Source organism: Bradyrhizobium erythrophlei, assembly GCF_900129505.1.
GTDB classification, from domain to species: Bacteria; Pseudomonadota; Alphaproteobacteria; order Rhizobiales; family Xanthobacteraceae; genus Bradyrhizobium; species Bradyrhizobium erythrophlei_D.
Genome location: NZ_LT670818.1, coordinates 5,669,051 through 5,690,732 on the forward strand (window position 1 = coordinate 5,669,051; position 21,682 = coordinate 5,690,732).

Annotated in this window: 20 protein-coding genes; 13 read left to right on the top strand and 7 right to left on the bottom strand. The window is 59.5% G+C overall.

All coding sequences use genetic code 11. From position 1 onward, the window contains the following. The first annotated feature begins 68 nt into the window (after nt 1-68). The 4 genes from B5525_RS26110 to B5525_RS26125 are packed head-to-tail and all read left to right on the top strand — an operon-like array spanning nt 69 to nt 5,042. Entirely contained in the window at nt 69-1,691 is a 1,623-nt protein-coding gene (locus B5525_RS26110; protein WP_079568586.1) for an FAD-dependent monooxygenase, read from the top strand. Then, nucleotides 1,688-2,890 (top strand): FAD-dependent monooxygenase, encoded by a 1,203-nt coding sequence (locus B5525_RS26115; protein ID WP_172899974.1) that lies wholly within the window; start codon nt 1,688-1,690, stop codon nt 2,888-2,890. Before B5525_RS26110 ends, B5525_RS26115 begins: the two co-directional genes overlap by 4 nt. Beyond that, nucleotides 2,887-3,762 (top strand): VOC family protein, encoded by an 876-nt coding sequence (locus tag B5525_RS26120; protein ID WP_079568587.1) that lies wholly within the window; start codon nt 2,887-2,889, stop codon nt 3,760-3,762. Before B5525_RS26115 ends, B5525_RS26120 begins: the two co-directional genes overlap by 4 nt. A gap of 47 nt (nt 3,763-3,809) precedes the next feature. Beyond that, on the top strand, nt 3,810-5,042 hold the full coding sequence (locus tag B5525_RS26125; protein WP_154073433.1) for an ABC transporter substrate-binding protein: 1,233 nt from the start codon (nt 3,810-3,812) through the stop codon (nt 5,040-5,042). A gap of 331 nt (nt 5,043-5,373) precedes the next feature. Here B5525_RS26125 and cydB read toward each other — a convergent pair whose 3' ends face one another. Both cydB and B5525_RS26135 read right to left on the bottom strand, forming a co-directional pair. Continuing rightward, a complete protein-coding gene (gene cydB, locus B5525_RS26130) occupies nt 5,374-6,384 on the bottom strand; it encodes a cytochrome d ubiquinol oxidase subunit II (RefSeq protein ID WP_172899975.1) in 1,011 nt (336 codons plus the stop codon). Next, nucleotides 6,381-6,659: a cytochrome ubiquinol oxidase subunit I gene (locus B5525_RS26135; RefSeq protein WP_244567582.1), complete on the bottom strand. Its 279-nt coding sequence runs from the start codon at nt 6,657-6,659 to the stop codon at nt 6,381-6,383. Before B5525_RS26135 ends, cydB begins: the two co-directional genes overlap by 4 nt. Nucleotides 6,660-7,472: 813 nt before the next feature. Here B5525_RS26135 and B5525_RS44415 point away from each other — a divergent pair. The 4 genes from B5525_RS44415 to B5525_RS45490 all read left to right on the top strand — a co-directional run bounded on the left by B5525_RS44415 (nt 7,473) and on the right by B5525_RS45490 (nt 12,185). After that, complete coding sequence (locus B5525_RS44415; RefSeq protein ID WP_154073434.1) at nt 7,473-7,724, top strand: hypothetical protein; 252 nt, start codon at nt 7,473-7,475, stop codon at nt 7,722-7,724. Nucleotides 7,725-9,544: 1,820 nt separating this feature from the next. Further along, nucleotides 9,545-10,198 carry a group II intron maturase-specific domain-containing protein gene (locus B5525_RS47950; protein ID WP_197687847.1) on the top strand — a complete coding sequence of 218 codons (654 nt, stop codon included), beginning with the start codon at nt 9,545-9,547 and terminating at the stop codon, nt 10,196-10,198. Between the two features lie 427 nt (nt 10,199-10,625). Beyond that, the gene (locus tag B5525_RS26150; protein ID WP_079568590.1) at nt 10,626-11,597 is read left to right on the top strand and encodes a DapH/DapD/GlmU-related protein; all 972 of its coding nucleotides are present in this window, start codon (nt 10,626-10,628) and stop codon (nt 11,595-11,597) included. 426 nt (nt 11,598-12,023) lie between these two features. After that, nucleotides 12,024-12,185 (top strand): hypothetical protein, encoded by a 162-nt coding sequence (locus B5525_RS45490; RefSeq protein WP_172899976.1) that lies wholly within the window; start codon nt 12,024-12,026, stop codon nt 12,183-12,185. A 42-nt stretch (nt 12,186-12,227) separates the two neighbouring features. Here B5525_RS45490 and B5525_RS26155 read toward each other — a convergent pair whose 3' ends face one another. The 5 genes from B5525_RS26155 to B5525_RS26175 form a co-directional block, all read right to left on the bottom strand. Next, nucleotides 12,228-12,605 (bottom strand): NUDIX hydrolase, encoded by a 378-nt coding sequence (locus B5525_RS26155; RefSeq protein ID WP_079568591.1) that lies wholly within the window; start codon nt 12,603-12,605, stop codon nt 12,228-12,230. A 425-nt stretch (nt 12,606-13,030) separates the two neighbouring features. Next, nucleotides 13,031-13,333, bottom strand: a complete 303-nt coding sequence (locus B5525_RS26160) for a hypothetical protein (RefSeq protein WP_079568592.1) — start codon at nt 13,331-13,333, stop codon at nt 13,031-13,033. A gap of 154 nt (nt 13,334-13,487) precedes the next feature. Next, complete coding sequence (locus tag B5525_RS26165) at nt 13,488-13,781, bottom strand: hypothetical protein (RefSeq protein WP_079568593.1); 294 nt, start codon at nt 13,779-13,781, stop codon at nt 13,488-13,490. An 80-nt stretch (nt 13,782-13,861) separates the two neighbouring features. Then, entirely contained in the window at nt 13,862-14,509 is a 648-nt protein-coding gene (locus tag B5525_RS26170) for an SOS response-associated peptidase family protein (protein ID WP_079573804.1), read from the bottom strand. A 105-nt stretch (nt 14,510-14,614) separates the two neighbouring features. Beyond that, nucleotides 14,615-14,878 (bottom strand): metal-sensing transcriptional repressor, encoded by a 264-nt coding sequence (locus B5525_RS26175; RefSeq protein ID WP_079568594.1) that lies wholly within the window; start codon nt 14,876-14,878, stop codon nt 14,615-14,617. Between the two features lie 335 nt (nt 14,879-15,213). Here B5525_RS26175 and B5525_RS26180 point away from each other — a divergent pair, with 335 nt between their 5' ends. From B5525_RS26180 to B5525_RS26200, 5 genes are all read left to right on the top strand, one after another. Further along, entirely contained in the window at nt 15,214-15,576 is a 363-nt protein-coding gene (locus B5525_RS26180) for a hypothetical protein (RefSeq protein WP_079568595.1), read from the top strand. A gap of 203 nt (nt 15,577-15,779) precedes the next feature. After that, nucleotides 15,780-16,352: a phosphoribosyl-ATP diphosphatase gene (gene hisE, locus B5525_RS26185; RefSeq protein ID WP_079568596.1), complete on the top strand. Its 573-nt coding sequence runs from the start codon at nt 15,780-15,782 to the stop codon at nt 16,350-16,352. A gap of 12 nt (nt 16,353-16,364) precedes the next feature. Next, the gene (locus B5525_RS26190; RefSeq protein WP_244568082.1) at nt 16,365-18,047 is read left to right on the top strand and encodes an NRAMP family divalent metal transporter; all 1,683 of its coding nucleotides are present in this window, start codon (nt 16,365-16,367) and stop codon (nt 18,045-18,047) included. A gap of 225 nt (nt 18,048-18,272) precedes the next feature. Next, nucleotides 18,273-18,974, top strand: coding sequence for an MgtC/SapB family protein (locus B5525_RS26195; RefSeq protein WP_154073435.1), 702 nt, complete (start codon nt 18,273-18,275; stop codon nt 18,972-18,974). Between the two features lie 46 nt (nt 18,975-19,020). Further along, a complete protein-coding gene (locus tag B5525_RS26200) occupies nt 19,021-20,199 on the top strand; it encodes an outer membrane protein (RefSeq protein ID WP_079568598.1) in 1,179 nt (392 codons plus the stop codon). Nucleotides 20,200-21,682 lie beyond the last annotated feature (1,483 nt).

The following is a 21,682-nucleotide window of genomic DNA, read 5'->3' on the forward strand; positions in this document are numbered from 1 at the left end:
CTGATCGGGCGACATTCGGTGGCGGCAGCACGACGTAGATCGTTCGCCGCTCGTATTGGGAGGAAAGAATGAAATCGGTTCCGGTTTTGATTGCAGGGGGTGGTCCTGTCGGGATGACGCTTGCGAACGTCCTGGCCCATTTCGGAATCCGCTTGATGCTGGTCGAGAAGAATGCGACCACGACCCGCCACCCGAAGATGGACATCACCAACAGCCGCAGCATGGAGCTTTTTCGCAAGTTCGGCCTCGCGGACGCATTGCGACATGTCGCGGTGCCGGAAGATCATCCTTTCGACGTTTCCTGGATCACAAGTCTCGCCGGATATGAGCTGCATCGTTTTCGATACATGGCACCGAGCGAGTTTCGAAAACAAATCCGCATCAAGAACGACGGCACCCAACCGCTCGAGCCTCCGATGCGCGTCTCACAGATCGAGATCGAGCCCGTTCTGAAGAAATCCATCGATGCTCGTCCGGAAGCCGAGGTGAGGTTCGGCGTCGCCTTCGAAAGCTTCGAGGAGAAGGATGATCGTGTCGTCGCCAATCTGCGGGAGCAGGGAAGTGGCGCCCAGGAGCAGGTCAGCTGTCAATATCTCATCGGTTGCGACGGCGGTACCAGCCGCGTTCGGGCGGGGCTGGGCATCCAGCTGGAGGGACAGGCGCGCGTCGGCGAACTCTACATGATCCACTTTCGATCGACCGAGCGAGATCTGCTGCAGCGCTGGGGCGTTGCCTGGCACTATCAATCGCCGATCGGAACGATGATCGCTCAGAACGATGATGATATCTGGACCGTTCACGTGCCTGTATTTCCCGGCCAGGACGCGACCAAGCTCGATCCACGCGCTCTCGTCGAGGCCTATGCGGGCCGGCCATTCCCCTTCGAGATTCTGGTCGCGAATGTGTGGACGCCGCACCTGCTGGTCGCCGAAACGTATGGCAAGGGACGCGTCCTGCTCGCAGGCGACTCCGCGCATCAGTTCATCCCGACAGGCGGCTATGGGATGAATTCCGGGGTCGGCGATGCCGTTGACCTCGGTTGGAAACTGGCGGCGACGCTCCAGGGCTTCGGCGGACCCGGCCTCCTCGCGTCGTATGAAATCGAGCGGCGTCCCGTCGCGGCACGAAATCGCGACGCATCCGGTCGCCACATGCAGGTGCGAATGCAGATTGCTGAAGCCTATGGAGGCCTGCTGGAAGGCGATAACAGCGAAGATCCCGTGCGCCGGGCGGAAGTCGGTGCAGGGATCGCCAAGCTTGGCAACGCAGAGAACGAATGGTTCGGAATCGAACACGGCTTTATCTACGAGGGATCGCCGATCGTCGCCGACGGGTCGGTCGCTGCCTTTCCGTTTGATCCGGCTGTCTACAAGCCGATGACCACGCCTGGCGCCCGCTTGCCCAGCGCGTTCCTGAAGGACGGGACGGCGCTCTACGATCGACTGGGCACATATTTCACGCTGATCGATTTCCGCGGGGGCGATCCGTCGCCCTTTATCGATGCTGCGGCGCGACGACGGATACCGCTGTCGGTCTTGCAACTCGACGAACCCGATCTGAAGGGTGTCTATGGACAGGACATGCTGCTCGTGCGGCCCGACCATCACATTGCCTGGCGCGGAACGGGCAGCAAGATGCCAACTGCCGACGCGATCCTCGCGGCGGCTCTCGGCTGGGGGGCGGAACGGTGAAGCCGCTTCATGCCCTGGTGATCGGCGCTGGTATCGGCGGTACGGCCGCTGCCATCGCGTTGCGTCGGGCCGGCCTCGACGTTTCCTTGTTCGAGCAGACGATGGCGCAACGCGAGGTTGGCGCGGGCATTCAGATCAGCCCCAACGTCTCCCGGCTGCTGGGCCGCTACGGGCTCGGCGACGCCATGGCGCGGGCCGCCGTTCGCCCTTCCTCGGTCGTGTTTCGTCGCTGGCAGGACGGCCGTGTCCTGGGGCGCGAAGAACTGGGTGACTCGATCGAGACTCGCTATGGGGCGCCGTACTACCATTTCCACCGAGCTGACCTCATCGCCCTTCTGGCGGACGCGTTCGGTCGCAAGGAGATCAAGCTTGGACGACGTCTGGTCGATGTCGCGCAAGACGAAACGGGCGTGACCGCCCGCTTCGAGGATGGCTCGTCCGAGCGCGGCGATCTCCTTATCGGGGCGGACGGAATCCACTCCCAGGTTCGCGAGCGGCTGTTCGGCGTGGAAAAGCCGCGGTTCTCGGGGCAGATCGCGTACAGGGGGCTCGCGCCTGCCGAACGCGTCGCGCATCTCGGCCTTCCGCTCGATGTCACGAACTGGGTGGGGCCGGGCGGACACTTTGTCCACTACTTCGTTTCCTCAGGTCGATTCCTGAACTTTGTGGCGGTCAGCGAAGAGGCGAGCTGGACGCGGGAACAATGGTCCGACCGCGGTTCGGTCTCCGATGCGGCAAAGATTTATGAGGGGTGGCATCCGCAAATTGCAACGATTCTCTCGGCGGTCGATGAGACGTTCAAATGGGCGTTGTTCGATCGCAGTCCACTCCCGGAATGGACGCGGGGGCGCGTCGCGCTGCTGGGGGACGCGTGCCATCCCATGCTGCCTTACATGGCGCAGGGGGCAGCGCAGGCCATCGAGGACGGTGCCGCGCTGGCGGCCTGCCTGAAACACGTTGCCTTCGACATTCCGTCGGCGTTTCGGGCTTACGTCGCATTGCGCAAGCCGCGCGCGACCGAGGTGCAGGAAAGATCTCGCGCCAATTCCACGAGCTTCCACCTGCAGGACGGACCACAACAGCTCGAGAGGGATCACGTCTTCGCCACGCGAGGCGTGCGCGGCAGCCCTGAGGCAATGAACAGACTTTATGGCTACGACGCAGAAGCCGTCGCGGCGACGCTGGAGGAAAAACGATGACCCGCGCTTTCCAAATCGCCTATGTCGATCTCGATACGCCTGCTGCGGAGCAGGAGGTCGCATATTACGACCGCGTGCTCGGAGCAACTCCTGCCGAGCGTGGATCCGACGGCCGCGCGTATTTCAGCCTCGGTCTCGATCACCACAACATCACCATCAAGCCGGCGCCCCAGAAGCGCCTCACGGCGCTCGGCCTGAGGATCGAACAAGAAGCGGCCGACGAGACTGTCCGGTCACTGCGCGGCCTCGGTCTCTCTCCGGAAAAGAAGAGCGACGCGCGGCCGGGCGTTCCCGCCCTGGTCGAGGTCGTCGTTGCGGGGCACACACTCCATTTGTTGCCGGAGATGGCCATGCCTGGCCCCGGCTTCCGTACCTCGGGCGTCGTTCCAACGCGTCTTGGACACGTTGCCCTGATAACGCCGGAGGCTGACAAATTCGTGGAATTCTGTTCGGCCATCGGGTTCCGCACGACCGATTGGTTCGAGGGAATTGCGACGTTCCTGACCTGTAACCACGATCACCACGTCCTCAACGTCATCGGTGCGCCAGAAACCCGGCTTCATCACCTTGCGTTTGAGCTGCGCAGCCGCGCCGCGCATCATGATGTGGCCGATTTTCTTGCAAAGGAAAACCATCCCATCCTCTGGGGGCCGTCGCGGCACACTGCGGGCCACAACCTCGCTTCCTATCACTACGACCCGAGCCGTTTTCTGATCGAGCTCTATTCCGACATGGACGTACTCGTTCCGGAGCTCAACATTTTCGAGCCGCGGCCCTGGCATGAGGCGTATCCCCAACGTCCTCGGGTGTGGACGATTGAGCAGTTGACGACGTGGGGAACTCGTTTCGACTTCGACTTGAAGACGGCTTAACGGCCTGGCCGATTGTCGATCGAATACCAAAAATTGCGAGGCGAGAGATGTCCCGGCACGCGCGCGCAGCGAGGTTCGCTTATTTTGATATCGCTCTGACGATGCTGATCGGATTGGCCATTGCAGCGCCCAGCACCGCCCAAGAGAAGCGGTACGATCCCGGCGCATCCGATGCGGTCATCAAGATTGGCAATACTGCTCCCTACAGCGGGCCGCTCTCCTCGAATGGCATTATCGCCAGAACGGAAGGCGCCTTCTTCAAGATGATCAACGAACAGGGGGGCGTTAATGGACGCGAGATCGAGTTCATTTCTTACGATGATGCGTATAGTCCTCCCAAGACGGTGGAGCAGACGCGCAAGTTGATCGAAAGCGACGAGGTTCTGCTTCTCTTCAATCAACTTGGCACGCCGACCACCATGTCGGTTATCAAATATGTCAACGCCAAAAAGGTACCGCAGCTGTTCATCGCGGCCGGAGGAACCATCTTCGGCGATCAGAAGACATACCCTTGGTCGATGGGCTTCCAGCCAAGCTACCAAAGCGAAACCCGCATCTACGGCAGGTACCTGCGCGAAAACTATCCCACTGGAAAGATTGCCGTTCTCTCGTCCAATGACGACTTCGGACGGGACAATATCAAGGGCTTGAAGGACGGTCTCGGCGATGCGGTCGGCAATATTGTCGCCGAAGTCACGTATGAGACGAGCGCGCCGACGATCGATTCCGAACTTGTGAGGCTGAAATTCTCGGGCGCGAGCATCTTCGTCAATTTCGCCTCGGCGAAATTTGCGGCGCAAGCCATTAAGAAAGCGGCGGAGATCGGCTGGAAGCCCGTGCACATCCTGCATGGAAACTCGCAATCGATCAGCGCCGTCCTAAAACCCGCCGGCCTCGAAAACGCAAGGGACATCATCACAGCGAGTTACAGCAAGGATCCTGCCGATGCGGCCTGGAAAGATGACCCCGGTTTGAAGAGATTCTCCGATTTCATGGCCAAATACATGCCGGGAGAAGACAAAAACAATTTCTATGTGGTCTATGGATACAATGCCGCCCAGGCGCTGGTCGAAGTACTCGGGCGGTGCAAGGATGACCTTACACGCGCTAACATCATGAGGCAGGCCGAGGCGTTGAACCAAGTTCATCTCGACATGCTGCTTCCGGACGTTACGTTGAGCACATCGCCAGCCGACCACTACCCGATCGAACAGATGCAATTGCAGAAGTTCGATGGCCAGAACTGGGTGAGGTTTGGCTCTGCCATGAAGGGACGCTGAGCGAGAAATGATGGCTCTAGTTAGCTCAAAGTGACTCTAGTTAGCTCAAACTAGCCCATGATGGATTGGAACGAGAGTTTAGTTCGTTCAATAGGTTAGAGGGCGGCGTGTGCACGATGTGTGCACCGAGAGATCAAAGAAAATCTAGAGACAGCTAACCAGAGCAGCGTTCTAAACGCTCATTGGTGTCGGCGGTGTCTTTGTGAGAGGGTTTGATCTCGTTCGCGAGGCGGATATTGACGAGACCAATCTATGCCAAGTCCCAATTCGCGGAATAAGCGCTTATCGAACGGCCGCTGTTGGCGCAAAGCGGCCGTTGGGAGACAATCATTCATTCATACCCCACGTCCGTTCGGACCTTTCCGCGGAACACCCAATACGACCAGCTCGAATAGGTCAGAATGACAGGAAGCAGGAATAGCGTTCCGACCAGAAGGAAAGCCTGGGTACGCGGCGACGAGGCAGCCTCCCACAGCGTCAGCTGGTAGGGCACAATCATCGGATACAGGCTGATGGCTATGCCGGCGTACGCAAGGACGAAGAGGCCGATGGCCCCAAAAAAAGGCGCCGCCTCGGCCTTGCTGCTGAGTGACCGCCATGTCCCGACCGCGATTGCGCCGGTCAGCACGGGTACCGGGGCGAACAGTGCGATGTTGGGCCAGGTAAACCAGCGCTCCGCCACCGCCGAGCTCATGATTGGCGTCCAGATGCTCACGATGGCGATGGCGGTCACTACACCGATGAGGCAGATCCGGCCTTGGCGACGTGCCGCGGCCTGAATACCAGCCTCGGTTTTCAGAATAAGCCAGCCAGCCCCGAGAAGGCCGTAGCCGAACAGCAACGCCACGCCGGTCAGAACGGAAAACGGTGTGAGAAACGCAAACGACGTTCCAGCGAATTGGCCGTCACGAACTGGAAACCCCTGGATGAATGCGCCAAGCACAAGGCCCTGCGCGAATGTGGCTGCGGCGGATCCGTAGCAGAATGCGTGGTCCCAGAACGTCCTGTTTTCAGCGTCGCGAAACCGGAATTCGAATGCGAGGCCCCGGAACACCAGCGCGAGCAACATGACCATAATGGGGAAGTACACCGCCGGAATGATCACGGCGAAGGCTGTCGGGAACGCCGCGAAAAGGCCAATGCCGCCAAGCAGCAGCCACGTCTCATTGCCGTCCCAGACCGGTGCGATCGAGTTCATGATGGCGTTGCGCGAACACGCATCTGGTGCGAAGCCATAGAGCATGCCCACTCCGAGATCGAAGCCATCGAGCAGTACATAGAAGAATACGGCTAGTGCCAGGATCACCGTCCAGATCGGAACCAAATCGAGCACCTGGGTCATCGCACCTCTCCTTTCATGACGTTGATTACCGGTGCCAGAACTGGCGCCGCAGGTCTCCCAGCCTCGATTGCCGGAGCCGCTGCGCTGGTCTCAACCGGGCCCTTGCGAACGAGGCGAAGCATCAGGATGAGGCCCCAGGGATAGATCAGCAGATAGACTGCCATGTAACCCAGCAGCGACAGCGTAACGTCAGAGCCTGTCAAAGACGGCGACACCGAGGCCGCCGTGCGCAACAGCCCGTAGATCGTCCATGGCTGCCGGCCGACCTCGGTCACGAACCATCCAGCGATCACCGCGATAAAGCCAAGCGGAATTGCACTCTGACATGCTCGCTAGAGTAGTCATCTTTCGCCGGCGATTCGTTCGACGGTACGTCGCCGCCGTAGATGTTTGCACGCATAGAGGGATGGGCTCAGCACTCGGAATGCGGGCTCTCGGGTTATCATTAGGTTGGTTGCAGCAGATGCAGTCGTCTGCACCGATGGTGAGGCGCCGGCACGTTCCTACCGATCGCGAGGCGCGCGGGTGGTCAATCCTAAACCCAAGTATCGTTCACTCAAACAAATGTAGGGCGCTGATGAACGTCCGTGCAATAGTCCGATCCGTCTCCCTGTGATTGGTTGTAGTTCGAGGGCGTCATGCCGTTCGAACTGGAATTGTGGAGGCGACATGCTGAGCAAGCAATATTTGGAGACGGCACGAACCATACTGCGGGCGGCCCAAACAATGACCGACCAACACATTGCGGGTCAGCTTAAGGCGCTTGCCGGGGACTATGAGCGGCGAGCTCAGAAAGCCGCACACGCTGATGCGGCCAAGGCCTTGGCCCGGTCAGATGCTCGTGAATGTGAGGTGTTGTCATGAACGTTACCATCCAGAAGGTTAACGGCTTGTGGCACCTCATCGTAGGGTCGTGTCGGATCCGGACTCCGTTCTTGGAGACGCAGAACCGCGGGTTGGTCGTTGCGTACGCTCGCCGGATCTACCCGGGTGCCAGGGTCTTCGAACGGGACTGACCGTCAAGAAGGGAATGAGGCAGCAGCACTCACTGCAGTTGTCAGCAAACACACACCGCCGGAGGTCAGGCTGTGCGCCCCAAGAAGCGGTCTGCGTTAATCAAACCTTCGCTGCTGCTGGAGGCTACCAGCCACACAGCGATGGGCGTTGCAGTTGGTCTCGCCTTTGCGTTTCTCGTAACTCACATCGCCGCGTTTGGCATCGCGACGTTGATCAACTACAGCCCAACTCCAGATGTCATTATGTTAAATGTTCGTGGACACATGCGCGATAACCTTTGGTATCGGAGCGACCCTGACGGGGTTAGCAATCACGTTGACTGAAGATACCGATACCGCGGAGCGCGAATAGCCCTGCGGTTGTTGTTAGTCGCCGCCCCACTCGGAGGCGCTCCTTCCGTTCCACAAGTATCCGCCCGCGGACATGCTGGTTGCACCGTCTGGATTGCCGTAGTTCGGATGCAATGACCGCGACCGAACCAGCGCTGCACCCTCAACGCCATGAATCCGTCTGGTGGCATAGCGAAATCCAGAACACCGCCCGTTAATGTAGAAGCGCAATCCTAAGCGAGGACGCTCTAGGTGGTGTGGACTCTAGGGATTAGGGGAGCTAACGCGCGATTGAGGTCGATAGATGCCGATATCGAAAGATTGCCCAGCCGAAGAAATATTGCTGTGGATTCATAAGCGACAGGTTGTGACGGTCTGGTCGTCGGTGCTTTGGACTAAAATCAGAACGATAGGTCGATGCAAGACAATCGAGTGGGAGTAGGGGACGTATAAACGGCAGGAAACCGAGGCGAATGGCATCCGGTTGCGGTTTATAAATTCACGAAACAGACTCCCATCCTTCTCTGTCGAAAGCGCATTCCTCGTTCAGGAATCTCATGAAGTCTTCCACGATTGAAAGTTGCGCGGAGTCTATACTGATTGGCGACCAAGCGCTTTTGCGACACCGGGGAAGCGATCTCGGACACAGTGAAAAACCACTGATTTCACTGATCTGGTCTCCGGTAGCTATGACGAAAACGCGGGGCTCTGGCGGTGTCTAGGTCGACAGGATGTGTCTGGCGGCGACGGTTCGACTCCGCTAACCTCCAAAACGCTTACGGCCCGCCGGGTCTCCCCGACGAGCCGCTTGCTGGTCCCTGGTGGGGATCGCCCGAGATCGATAGCCGGGTTACTGTGGTAGGTGAGCCGGCTGTCATCTCTAGTGCCGATGTCGCTGTCGCCACGTTTCCGTGAATCAGCACCTGCACATGCCCCTATTGAACACGCGACCGACTCAGCCGCGCAATGATTCGTATCGGCAGTGACCGGGCTGTAGGCGGGAAAATTGCCAAATAATTAGGCAAGCCGGCCTCCATCGCTGATGTTTGAGACGATTTTTGCGGGTGTTAGCGCGCTACAACATCGATTTAACGCACAAACCAACGGCGCGGACCGAGATGGCTCGCGATGCCGTTGCTGATTTGCGGCGCGTTGGGTGAGGTTTTGGAGCGACCAGACACAAACGCCTATAAGGAACAAAAACTTTCCACTGTAAAGATCGAGCCGCCATCACGTCCGCGTGCCTGGCCGGTGACGTCGGCGATCGACGACCTCATTTGTTTGGCAGGCTGTGCGCTTCGGTCGCCCCGTGCGCGCGGCCGGCGAGGCCTCGTAGCCCCCCTATCATTGCGAGGCCTCGCTCAAAATACATCGCGACCACCGCTTCGCGTCCGCACCCCCGTGCCGGCGCCCGTCTCGGACATGCTTGGAACCGGCGACCGAACGGCCTAGTTTCTTCAAGGGCCAGACTTCTAGATCCCCTGGGCGCCTGGCTCGCGCGGCTGGTTGTGATCCCCCTCAGATTGAGCGATTGAGCGGCCAGCCGCGCTCTTGGGGCGTTCGTTCCCGTCTGCGGTACACTGGCGATCCACCTTGGCGAAGGCGCGCGATCATCGGGCTAGGAGGGAAGGCCCAAATACTTCAGCGCAACATAGAAGACCCCGTTCGAAACCACGCCCAGAGCCAAGGCTCCAAGAAACGAGCCCAACAGGACATACCAACTGTTCTTTAGACGGGCGATCTGAGCTGCACCCGGTTCCGAAGACACCGAGTTAGGCAAGAAGGGCGTTCCACAAGGCGGAGTCATCTCGCCCTTGCTCAGCAACCTTTACCTCAATGAGGTGGACAAGATGCTGGAGCGAGCGCGGGAGGTCACGCGAAATGGCAAGTACACCTACATCGAATATGCGAGGTTCGCTGACGATCTGGTGATCTTGATCGACGCCTACAAGCGACATGACTGGCTGGTCGGGGCTGTGGACAAGCGGCTTCGGGAGGAGTTCGGCAAGCTGCAGGTTGAAATCAATGATGAAAAGAGCCGCACAGTGGACCTTGAGCGCGGGGAGTGCTTCGGGTTCCTGGGCTTTGAGTTCCGCTACCTGCGCGGTTTAAGCGGAGCGATGCGGCCGCATTACACGCCCAAGCTCAAAAAGCGGACGGCGCTGGTGCGGGCGCTCAAAGAGGTGTTCCGCCGACACCGGTCGCAACCGATTGAACGGGTGATAGGCCTGATCAACCCGGTGCTACGGGGATGGGTGAACTACTTCGCGGTGGGGCATTCCAGCGAGTGCTTCAGCTTCATCAAAGACTGGGTGGAGAAGAAGGTCAGGCGCCATCTGGTGCATGCTCAGAAACGAAAGGGCTTCGGCTGGGAACGATGGAATAGGCGGTGGCTGTACGACACTCTAGGGCTGTTCAACGCCTATCGAGTGCGACGCGACGGGCCGAAAGTCGCCCCAGCAGGATAGGTCCCATACGCGTTGGCGTGAAGCAAATGGGGGCGCGCAATGCGGGAAATCCGCACGTTGCGTGCGACGTGGAGGGGGCTGGAGACGTGGTGTGGGTCGGGACCCCCGGGCCACAACGACGCGCCAGCCCTCGACCCTACCTGTGGGAACCGGGGGCGGGCGACCGCCTCCGGTGACCCGGTGGGATGGGAAACGGAGCGTTGCCGAATGGCCCAAGCTACCGCGCCCATCCTCGACTCTACCGAACCGGACATGCCGCAGCAGTCGCTGTATCTCCGTTGTCGGGGCCAGAGCGAACGTCATTTGCTCGCAGCGAGTATTTCGCATTTTGACCCAATGCGGACCTGGCTGCGACCGCGGTGGTTGCCAATTCCAACGGTGTTCGCGTATCTATTCTGTGCAGGATCATCGAGCGTGAGTAATTCAAATGGCGATGGAGCTCAGAGGCGCGAGCGGCGAGGGATTTGCCACAATAACCCGTGACGGTCGCGTGCTGGATTCGTGGTTTCTTCAGCTGCGCTTGACCGCGGAAGCGGACAAGGTAGCAACGGCGCCGCTGACCAAGCAGGAGATCGTAAGATCGTTAGGTGGTTCGCCGGATGGATATGCGCGATTCGACAGTATTCGCGACGTCGACATCGTTCCAATCCATACCCAAATAGAGTCCCTGGCATCCGCGCCGACTGGTGTGCACGACTCGTATCTTCGACTCCATCTGCTGAGCCGCCGGCTCGTCCAGCCCAATCGCTTGAACCTTGAAGGAATTTTCAGCCTGTTACCCAACATCGCTTGGACGACTCTCGGTCCCTGCGAGTGCTCTCGTGTGCCACAAGCGCGAATGGAGGCACGAAAGCGCGACCTCGCGTTCGAGGTGACCGCCGTCGACAAGTTCCCGCGCATGACCGATTATGTGACGCCAGCAGACGTGAGAATTGCGGATGCCGCTCGTGTAAGGCTCGGAGCTTACCTCGCGCCGGGCACGACCGTCATGCATGAGGGCTTTTGCAATTTCAATGCAGGCACGCTCGGTCCCTGTATGGTCGAAGGTCGGATAAGCGCAGGTGTGGTTGTTGGTAGTGGCAGCGACGTTGGTGGCGGGGCGTCGATCATGGGCACCCTGTCCGGAGGAGGGAAAGAAAGGATTACAGTTGGCGAGCGCTGCTTGATCGGAGCGAACGCAGGTATCGGCATTTCATTGGGTGATGATTGCGTCGTCGAAGCAGGCTGCTATGTCACAGCGGGTGCCCGCATTCTTCTGGAAGATGGCCGAGTCCTGAAAGCTAAAGAACTCTCGGGCCAGAAGGGCCTTCTATTTCGGCGCAATTCCCAAAGCGGTGCCCTCGAGGCAACCCGGCGCGCCCCAAATTGGGACGGCCTCAACGCGCAGCTTCACGGTTAGACAGCGAACTCTAGGAGTCACCGGCGACGGGCGTGGCGCGCCAGCGATGTCGCCTTGTGGCACTTTTCGGACGTGCCGGGCCGGCCTGACGATGTCCGCTCACCGGGGCAAAGCAGACATCCCGCCGCAAGGCCGCGACTTCCGTTTTTGAGTGGCCTAATTTGGAAAGGGGAGGTCAATTGGTCCGCACGGTAAAGGCCACAGAAGCCGCGACAATCAGAACCGCTATGGGCATCCAATACTGAAATTCAACGCCCAAGACGCTGAAACCCTCGACGAGGATGTGCAAGGTTGTCTTCCCCCCGGTTGCGCGGAGGAAATGACCTGCAAGTCAAGTGCCAGACTAATTCGATAGGTTCACTTTTGTACATTTGGCCGGAACCAAATCCCGAGTCCCGCGTGATGTATTGGGCTGGGGAGTGATTGATGGGAAAACAAGCTCGGCCGAAACCGATTTCACCACGCTGCTTAAAATGCGGCGAGCAACCCAAGTTCATCACCAGCATGCTGGACCCGCCGACCGGGCGCACCTTCCACATGTTCGAATGCCAGTGCGGCAACAGAACTTGGGTTTCCGAAAAGATGTAATATAAGGCCGCCTCAGCGGGCGGTCTCCGGTCGCTGGGTGACCTATGTTGGAAAGAGTTTATCCCTGATGTAGCGCGACGTTGGCGTCAGACGAATGCCACGCGGCTTGCGCCATGTCGCTTTGTCGATTTCCTTTTTGTCGCCGATTGTCAGGCGACCGGACGCTTTCGCTGTGACGAAGATCGCGTCACTCATTTTCCGGCCCGAACGACGGTTCTTGGCTGTAACTTCCTTCCATAGCCTAAGGCGACCAAGTTTGAGTTTCGGAAGCTCTTCTTTGATCTCCCTGCGCAGGCAATCTTTATGGCTTTCTCGCGCGAGCTTGCGCCCTCCGGGAAACATCCAACGCCCATCGCGCTTCCGTCTTACGAGAAGCACCCGTCCACGTTTCGCAGCCACCAGTTTCGAGGACTTCGCCATTCCTAAACCAACATATGTCTAATCACCTATAGTTTAAGCCGCGAGCCTAGGCCCGAAACCTTACAAATCCGCAACGTTGTTTCCTAAAGTTGAAAACGAGGCCATTTCGACACGATCATGTGACGGCATCTCTGTTCTTGGCAATTCCGACTCGGCACGACGTCCGACTTGAGTCCGTAATGCGCTCCAGAGCGCACCTTGGCGAGCGCAAAGGCCAAACCCGCCGACCGCAAAATTTGCGGCGTTGGAGCACAAGCACGAGAAACGTCGCCTCAGGTGGCGGCCTCTCTCATGACAGCCTTGACAACGGGCCACGCGGCGCATGTCGAGCCATTCCCCGCAGCCCCGACATTTCATGAAATGATCGGCCTCGGTTCGAGGAGTGCCGTGAGGATCGATGCCGCCACAATACTTTTCGGTCGTTGTCATCGATCCCGCGCCAGCTTCCGGCGTCCCCAATGCTCGTCTTTCCGCGACGGGTCGAACACGCGCTCGACGTGACGGTTTAATGCCCGCATGACGCCGATCCGGGCGAACATCGTCGGTTCGTCATGTTCTGCAATCAGTAACAACGCCTGCATCGCCGCCTGCCATTCTTCGGCGTCGTGTTCGGCCTTCGGCAGCTTGGTGATGTAGAGCGCGGCGTCGCGGAGCGTGACCAGCTTCTTGCCCTTGGGCAATTCGATAGGCTCGGCAAATGGACGGTCCCACGACACGGTCCTGACCATATCGGCCCGTCCGGAAAAGGGAAGGGCGACCGGCCGGCCTCAAACGGAAAACCCGGCATGAAAGCCGGGGCCTGTGATGCCGCAGCGTACATCCGGCCCGCGACCACGGGCACAAGGTACCCATCACACGCAGCAGCGCTGATCCAGAAAAAACTCAATCCAGATTGTACTGCGACATACTCATGAGCTTACCGTTGCCGAACACGAGAGAGACGCTCGATCTGGGCGCAGCGCCGTCCCACATATACTCGTAGGAAACCATACTGGGGTCGTCCTTGCGATCAAAAATATGTTCGCCCTCGCATCCGAGCGTTTTGACAACGTCGGAATAGGCCATCAGCATCTGGAGCGCGGCGTAACTAGCCCTCGTGACGCCGCATGTCGCGCGCGCGTTTCCCGGCACGCAGGCAAGTACCATTGAAACCACCAAGATAAGTTTCGCTTTCATAGGCTAAAGATTACCGGAAATTACGGAAAAGCCGATCAATACTTTTGGTTGTATTTTACGGAACAGCTCCTTACTCAGCGTCAAGCTGCTGCCTTGTCTTCCTTATCGGCACCACGCGCCGCAATCTTGAGCGCGTCATCCGACAGCGGTCGTTGCAGCACCTTCTCCTCATCCCACGGCGCGCGCATCCAGACATCGCGCTCCTCATCGGTCGTGAGGATCACCGGCATCGCCTTGGGATGGATCGGCTCGGCCACCGCGTTCGGCGAGGTTGTCAGAAACCCGTAGACCAGATGCGGTCCGGGGATTGGCTTGGACTTAGTGCCCCGGTCGCCCTTGTATTCGGTCCAGATGCCAGCGAACGCCGCCAGTGGCCGGTCTTCATTGAGAGCGAACCACACCACGTCCTTCTTCTTTGTCTCCGGGTTCGGCTCTGGCGCGTATTCAGCGAAGCTATTGAACGGCACCAAGCACCGGTTCTCAGGCTTGAGCCAAGCCCGCCAGTGCGGCGATGAGGTGTTGCGGATATTGGTGACGGGCGGCCCGCCAGTGCGCGGCGGTGGTGGCTCGCCGCTGATCTTTTGTCCGACGATCGCCGGCCCGGGCGGATCGATGCTGCCAACTCGCACATCGAACACGCCTTCCCAGACGGAAGGCTGCATGAGAAGCGCCCACACGACATCGACAGGCGCATTGACCACGGCGGTTGGACAGCTCACATAGCGCATCGGCGCCTCTTGAAGCGTCATCTGCGAATGCCTCTTAGTTGAAACTGACGCGAACTCTTTGCGACTTCCTTGCAACGCCTGCAGGGCGATCCGCGCCTTAGCGCGCTACAGATACTTCGCGATCAGCTTGAAGTCCCTGAGCGCGGCCTGACCTTTCGAGCCGGACGCCTTGAACGATTGCTCCAGGCTGTGGCTCACGTGATCGTGTATCAATGCCTTTTTGGCGCTTTCAATTGCGCTCTCCACGGCCTGCAGCTGTTGAGCGATTTGAGCGCAAGGCCGGCCTTGTTCAATCATTTCAATGATTGTTTCGAGGTGGCCATTGGCACGTTTCAGACGTCGGGTAATCGCAGAATGCGGGTGGTCCATGAAATCCTCCTAACCTCCGGGGAGGATATCAGCCATCCTCCCAGCAGGATACAGAAAATCGCTTGACACCGTGAAAGGTCAGGCGTACGTGCCAATCGTCGTTTGGAACACATGTTCCAGACGAGGCTTCAACCCTAACGACGTGCATTCTCGGACAACACATGGGCAGTACCACCTTTGGCAACGCCAACTCGGCGACGATGATCGGGTTCGCGATGCCGCAAGACATCAGGATCAATCGCGACGGCTGTGGCCGCGTGAGGGTTGTTGGTCGCGTCTAGCTGACCGTCTGCTGCTCACTCGCCTGCCGCGCAAAGCGGACGTGGAGGTGAGCGATGTTCAAAAGACTCGCTAAATTCCGGCTTGTTCAGCCATGGCGCATCGCGCTCGGGCCGCGCGAAGCCGTATTTTCCAAAGACATGTTCTCAGCAGGCGTGTTTTCCAGAGACATGCATTCCAATGACAACCTGCCGGGCTTTCGCCGTCCGGCGGCAACGGGCAAGCGTCGGTCTCCACCCCCGGCGCTCGCCTGTCATTGGTTCGATCGCAACGGCCGACTGGAATGCCGCTGGCTGGCCGAGCCCAACGACGATGCGCCACTCGGCGATGTCGTCGAATACGAACACCGCGCGACAGGCCGCGTGTCCGGCCAGCAGTCGATGCAACCGCGTGGCCGCGCCCAGACGCTGGCCGGATAAGCAAAGGACCAAACATGGACGAAGGACCTAGTTGTCCCGCCGCCCACCGGTCCGGTGCCGCGACGGGAGCCCCTTCGGGGAACAATCACACTGAGTTTCGCAAGGCCGTGGTTCAATCCGGCCGAGGTGGCGTGGGCGTCTAGCTCCTCCGCTCACCTCGTGCCGCGGATTGCCGGCATCGAGGTGACTATCGGAGGCAGAGGATGACCGACGCCGCTAAACTTTCTGATCTGAAATATCCCGATTTGCAGGGCGATGGGTCTCGCCGCAGCCAGACACGCCGTCACAGTGGCGGCCCGCGCCGCACCCGCGCCGTGCGCGCGCAAGCCTCCGAATCGTCTCCGTGCGAGACCGAAAGCCCGGTGGCGCCGGATTCACTTTCCGCCATCGCGCCGCCGAGCCTTCAGCCGGGCGAACTCGATCGTCTCTACCGATCGCTTGCAGAGGTAACGCGGGAAAATCATCCACGCACGGCGCGACTGCTCGCATCTAGCACCCGCAAGACCGCTCAGAAGGTCATCGAGGAGGCCGGAGAAGTGGCGCTCGAGGCCGTCAAACATCGCGCCCGCGGCATCGTTCGAGAGAGCGCCGACCTGCTCTACCACCTCGTCGCGCTGTGGCATCGCGCCAGCATCGATCCCGATGATGTCTGGACCGAGATGCGCTACCGCGCCGGCGCCCTCGGCATTGCCGAAAAGCGTCCCAAAGCCCGCAGCGACCATCGTCGCCGCCCAATCCAGAACGTCAAGCCACCAGCCAAAACTCAACAGGAATAGACCATGACCGTCATGAACGAAGTGGATGCACAAGCGGCCGACCGCGCAACAAGCGCACAGACAATTCTTACGGCCGTACTGGACAGGGCCCATCTCGGCGACATCCACGGCGCCCTCGGCAGCATTGCGGAAGACGACTTCGCGCCGAGGTCAAACTTGAGAGCGCGGCTTCAGACCCTGCTCGCCATTCTGGGACCTGGCCTCATCGTCATGGTCGGCGACAATGACGCTGGCGCTTTCGGTACCTATACGCAAGCTGGCCAGAACTACGGCACGACGCTGCTGTGGACGCTGGTGTTGCTGATCCCGGTTCTTTACGTCAATCAGGAGATGGTGCTGCGCCTCGGAGCAGTCAGTGGCGTCGGCCATGCCCGGCTCATCTTTGAGCGCTTCGGCAGATTCTGGGGCGCGTTCAGCGTCATCGATCTGTTTATTCTCAACGCCCTTACGATTGTCACGGAGTTCATCGGCATCACGCTGGCGCTCGACTATCTCGGAGTGCCAAAGCTGTGGGGGGTGGTGGCAGCCGCTGCGCTCGTCATGTTCGCGGCGAGCACTGGCAACTTCCGCCGCTTCGAGCGGTTCGCGCTGATGCTCGTCCTGGGAAGCTTCTTGGTCTTTCCAGTGCTCCTCTTCATCCACCCGCCGGCGGGTCAGATGATCCAGGACATGATGGTGCCGAAGATGCCGCAGGGGGCGGCGTTGAATGAGGTGATGCTGCTGATCATCGCCATCGTCGGCACCACAGTGGCGCCCTGGCAGCTCTTCTTTCAGCAGAGCTATGTCGTCGACAAAAGGATCACGCCGCGTTTCATCAAGTATGAGCGCGTCGATCTCATGATCGGCATCGCGATCGTGATCGCGGGTGCAATGGCGATCATGGCGTTCACCGCTCAGACATTTGCTGGCCAGCCCGAATTCGGAAATTTCGTCAATGCAGGCGCCGTCTCCGCCGGCATGGAGAAGTATTTCGGGAAAGCTCCCGCGATATTCTTCGCGCTGGCGCTGCTCGATGCCTGCATCATCGGTGCCTCCGCGGTGTCGCTGTCCACCGCCTATGCCCTCGGCGACGTATTCTCGTGGCGGCATTCTCTGCACCGCAAGCCGACCGAGGCGAAGGGATTCTATGCCATCTATTGCGGCCTCATCGTTCTCGCCGCTGTGCTCGTCCTGACGCCCGGCGTCCAGCTTGGGCTGCTGACCAGCGCCGTCCAGACACTTGCCGGCGTATTGCTGCCAGGCGCCACTGTGTTTCTGCTCCTGCTTTGCAACGACAAGGCGGTGCTCGGTCCATGGGTCAATTCGCGCAGGCTCAATCTCTTCACCGGCGGCGTCGTCGCGGTGCTGGTGATGCTCTCGGTTATTCTCACCGGATCGGTTCTCTTTCCCGGCATTTCCGACACGGTCATCCTGAGCATCCTGATCGGGGGCAGTGCCGTCGGGCTTGTGACCGCTCTTGGGGTCTCGTTTGCGCAGCGTCGCTTGAGAAGGCAGGAGGCTGGGAACATCGGGTCGATATCCAGGCCAGCGATCGTCGCCAATGACAAATGGCGCATGCCGCCTCTGGACCAGTTGCCGCCCGCGCGCCTTTCGCTTGCATCTCGCATCTGGATGATCGTGTTGCGCGGCTATCTCATCATCGCCGGCAGCCTTGTCCTGTTCCGCATTTTCCAGCTTGCGACGTCGGGCACGTGATCAGGGCCTCGATTGCAGGCGCGAGACGATGGGGCGCCATCGGACTATTCCGGCTGGCGAGCAGCCTCCTGCGCTACGCGATGATTCTGCACCGGCAACGCCGGATTTCACCTAACGGTCTTCGAACCGTTTTATCGGGAACGCGATTGCCGGAGCGGCTAGGAGCATTGTTGGCTCTGGGGCGCCGCCGACGAAAGCGCCAGGAAGTCGAGAAGGATTTTCACCGTGAACGCATCGATTGATCAGGCGGCTATCGGCCTGGCAGCGGCGACGCTGCTGGGCGCGAGCATCGGGTTCGAACGCCAATGGCGCCAACGAATGGCGGGCTTGCGAACCAACACGCTGGTCGCAATCGGTGCCGCAAGCTTTGTGATCTTCGCAGGTTTGTTTCCCGATGAAGGAAGTCCCACAAGGGTGGCGGCGCAGGTTGTTTCCGGGATCGGCTTCCTGGGCGCCGGCATCATCTTCCGTGAGGGACTTCAAGTCACCGGCCTCAACACCGCGGCCACTTTGTGGTGCTCGGCGGCGGTTGGAATGCTCGCAGGCGCGGGACATCCGCTGCATGCGGCGCTGGCGACGAGTTTTGTCATCCTCGTCAACCTGCTGCTGCGACCATTGGTCCGGCTCATCAACCGTCAGCCGATCACGCAGACCGAAACCGACTTTCATTATCGCGTTCGCGTCGTCTGCCGAAATCCGGAAGAGGCGCATGTTCGAGCCCTGCTCTTGCAGAGTACGAGCAACGGACAACTCAGCTTGCGGCGCCTCGACAGCACCGATCTTGCGGACAGCGGACGTGTTGAAGTCAGCGCGCAGCTGACGGCGCACGCGAAGAGCGACGCCGTTCTGGAGCAAGTCGTTGGTCGCCTCAGTCTTGAACCAACCGTTTCGGCCGCGAGCTGGAGTGTCGAACCAATCGCTGAGTGAGCAATCGTAAACTTGAGTGACCAGACCGAGGTAATGGGGGAACGTTATGAAGCGGATTTGCATGTTTGGTAGCAGCATGGCTGTTCTTGCGCCTTGTTCTTTGGCGATCGCGGCCGATCTGCCTACAAGTCTTCCAATCAAGGCGCCGGTTCGCGCCGCAATCTACGATTGGACCGGGTTTTACATCGGAGGGCACGCCGGCTACGGCGGAGGCAGCTTTGGTTCTGGCACCAATCCTATTCCTGACCAGGCGGTATTTTTTCCACACAGCCTCACGGGTTTGATCGGTGGGTTTCAGGCGGGCTATAATCTTCAACTGCCAAATCGAGTGGTGCTCGGCGTAGAGGCGGATGTGTCACTCGCAAGTCCAATTGATCGCCCGAAGCTTGATCTTGCGCCACTCAATACGACGCTGGAATACGCAGCGACGGCGCGGGGTCGGATCGGCTACGCTTTCGGAACGATTCTTCCCTATGTCACCCGCGGATTGGCGTGGGGTCAAACCAGGGTCAATATCAACGCGGATGACGGCAGCCTGCTGTCGTCGCGGTTGCTTCCGCACGTCGGCTGGACAGCCGGCCTCGGCATGGAAATGGCCGTCGGCGGCAATTGGACTGCGAAGATTGAATACGACTATATCGACTTGGCGCGCAGGACCTATGGTCTCGGCGATGCAATGCTTCCGGACCTCAACGTCGATCCCAGGATTCACGTCATCAAGGTCGGACTGAACTATAAACTCGGGGACGCGGCGCTCTGGGCTCCGTCCGCCACGTCCCCCATGAGCGGGATGCAAATACCGGAATCGCCTGATTGGAATATTCACGGACAAACCACGGTCATTGAGCAAGGGTATCCCCGTATCCACTCGCCCTATGAGGGTGCCAACAGCCTTCCGGGAGGCGGCCAGGGTCGAGAGACATTAACGGCGGATGCGTTTCTCGGCTGGCGGTTGTGGGACGGCGGCGAATTGTATTTCAACCCGGAACTGGCGCAGGGCTTCGGCTTGAACACTACGCTCGGTCTGGCAGGCTTTTCGAATGGTGAAGCGCAAAAGGGTGGCACGGACTTTCCGAAGCTCCGCCCGCAACGCTATTTCATCCGGCAGACATTCGGCCTCGGCGGCGAGCAGGAAGAGGTTGCGGACGGCCCGCTTCAACTCCCCGGAAGGCGCGCGAAAAGTCGCTGCAGCGCCGCCATTTCTCTATCAGGTTTGGGGTCCTAGAGCCTCAAAATCGCAAAATTCCCTGTAAAATTCCCTGTTAGCAGGGAATTAGCCCGGAAGACGGGTGCGATCAGCACTGCGTCGCCAGCCAAGCAGTCCCGGAGGCGGAGAAACTGACTGGGACAGCGACAGAAAGGCCCGCCAATGGCGGGCTTTTGCGAATTGGCCCTGGTCTCCAGGCTCCGGATTTTTACCCTTTCAGGGCGAAAACGCCGAAAGTCTCCGGCCGGACACCGGAATATTCCCATTTTCGGGAGACGGGGACCGGAGACTGGGTTTCGTTCGGCACTACGTGGCAGGCGCTGCGGCCCGCACTGAGGGGTTTGATCCGCGACCATGCCGACTTCGCCGGCAAAGATTGGGAAGCGCCGATCTGTGCCATGCCCTTCTATGCGGGCTAAAGCGCGTAGGGCGGCGACAAAACCCGCCGGTTCACGCCGGCGAGGTTGCTAAAGGGGCTTCAAAACTGAGCTAATTTGGTTGGGACTCGTTAATACGTTCCGTCTATGCCTTCCACCGCGCTAACTCTCAGTAGCGCACCCGACCCCAATAAGAGAACCCCGCTGGGCCTGCCTCCAGCGGGGTTTTTCATTGAGCCGAGGCTTGGCTAAGATCGCGGGCCGCCGCCCGCTTCAGACCCGGGGCGACCCGATTTCTGAAGGGCTCTTCGGCGAGCGGGAAGCCTCATACCCAATAGTTTCCCTCTCCGTGTGTGAATTGCGACACATAACGCTGCCGCGAATCGACTTACAAAACATTTCCTCCCAGACTGCGACCCGTCGCCAATGACGGGTCCTTTTTCGAGAAGCGCCCTTGCGCAGGGGCCGCTTTCAACGTCCGGGACCGAACCGACAAACAAGCCAAACGCTTTTATTATCCCGGGCCATGTCGATGACCGACGAGTGGAACGAGAGCCTGCTGTGTCCCAGGTGCGGCAAGACGGGTATGGCTAGCCTGTCTCAAGTCGACGCCGACACGCCGACCGTTCACAGTGTTCCCGACGGCTTCGAGGTCATCACCACCATGCATGGCGCCGATTTCCGATGCGCGACGTGCAACGTCGTAGTGCCATAGACCGCCTCAGTGGGCATGCAGCAGCGGCGTTCCCAAGGCAAACCAGATCGCAAGGCCGATGAAGGAAAGGGATACGATATAGGGAATCGCTTGACGCATTCCCTTACAAAACCACAACCGAAGGTTAATTCAAGGCCGCCTCAGTTGACGGCTCCTTCACCCGCGCCAGCGTGGCGTCTGTACGGTGCCACCGATCGGCCGGCACAGGACAGCCCGCAGAAATCGGACGCACCAGCGGGCTTCCTCGCCAGATCGGGCAATGATTTTTTACACGAATCAGTCAGATTGCCCCGCGTTTAATTATTTTCTTGAAGGATCCTTATGTCACAACAAATGGCTTCGAAGGTTGAACCACACGCCGGCAACGATGGGTTGAGTTTGGGGAGTGACGACGAGTGCGTTCAAAAAC

Coding starts and splice junctions, on each gene's coding strand:
- B5525_RS26110 (WP_079568586.1), top strand. CDS start 69: ATGAAATCGGTTCCGGTTTTGATTGCAGGGGGTGGTCCTGTCGGGATG.
- B5525_RS26120 (WP_079568587.1), top strand. CDS start 2,887: ATGACCCGCGCTTTCCAAATCGCCTATGTCGATCTCGATACGCCTGCT.
- B5525_RS26125 (WP_154073433.1), top strand. CDS start 3,810: ATGTCCCGGCACGCGCGCGCAGCGAGGTTCGCTTATTTTGATATCGCT.
- cydB (WP_172899975.1), bottom strand. CDS start 6,384: ATGACCCAGGTGCTCGATTTGGTTCCGATCTGGACGGTGATCCTGGCA.
- B5525_RS26150 (WP_079568590.1), top strand. CDS start 10,626: ATGGCGATGGAGCTCAGAGGCGCGAGCGGCGAGGGATTTGCCACAATA.
- B5525_RS45490 (WP_172899976.1), top strand. CDS start 12,024: ATGGGAAAACAAGCTCGGCCGAAACCGATTTCACCACGCTGCTTAAAA.
- B5525_RS26155 (WP_079568591.1), bottom strand. CDS start 12,605: ATGGCGAAGTCCTCGAAACTGGTGGCTGCGAAACGTGGACGGGTGCTT.
- B5525_RS26160 (WP_079568592.1), bottom strand. CDS start 13,333: ATGGTCAGGACCGTGTCGTGGGACCGTCCATTTGCCGAGCCTATCGAA.
- B5525_RS26165 (WP_079568593.1), bottom strand. CDS start 13,781: ATGAAAGCGAAACTTATCTTGGTGGTTTCAATGGTACTTGCCTGCGTG.
- B5525_RS26170 (WP_079573804.1), bottom strand. CDS start 14,509: ATGCGCTATGTGAGCTGTCCAACCGCCGTGGTCAATGCGCCTGTCGAT.
- B5525_RS26175 (WP_079568594.1), bottom strand. CDS start 14,878: ATGGACCACCCGCATTCTGCGATTACCCGACGTCTGAAACGTGCCAAT.
- B5525_RS26180 (WP_079568595.1), top strand. CDS start 15,214: ATGTTCAAAAGACTCGCTAAATTCCGGCTTGTTCAGCCATGGCGCATC.
- hisE (WP_079568596.1), top strand. CDS start 15,780: ATGACCGACGCCGCTAAACTTTCTGATCTGAAATATCCCGATTTGCAG.
- B5525_RS26190 (WP_244568082.1), top strand. CDS start 16,365: ATGAACGAAGTGGATGCACAAGCGGCCGACCGCGCAACAAGCGCACAG.
- B5525_RS26200 (WP_079568598.1), top strand. CDS start 19,021: ATGAAGCGGATTTGCATGTTTGGTAGCAGCATGGCTGTTCTTGCGCCT.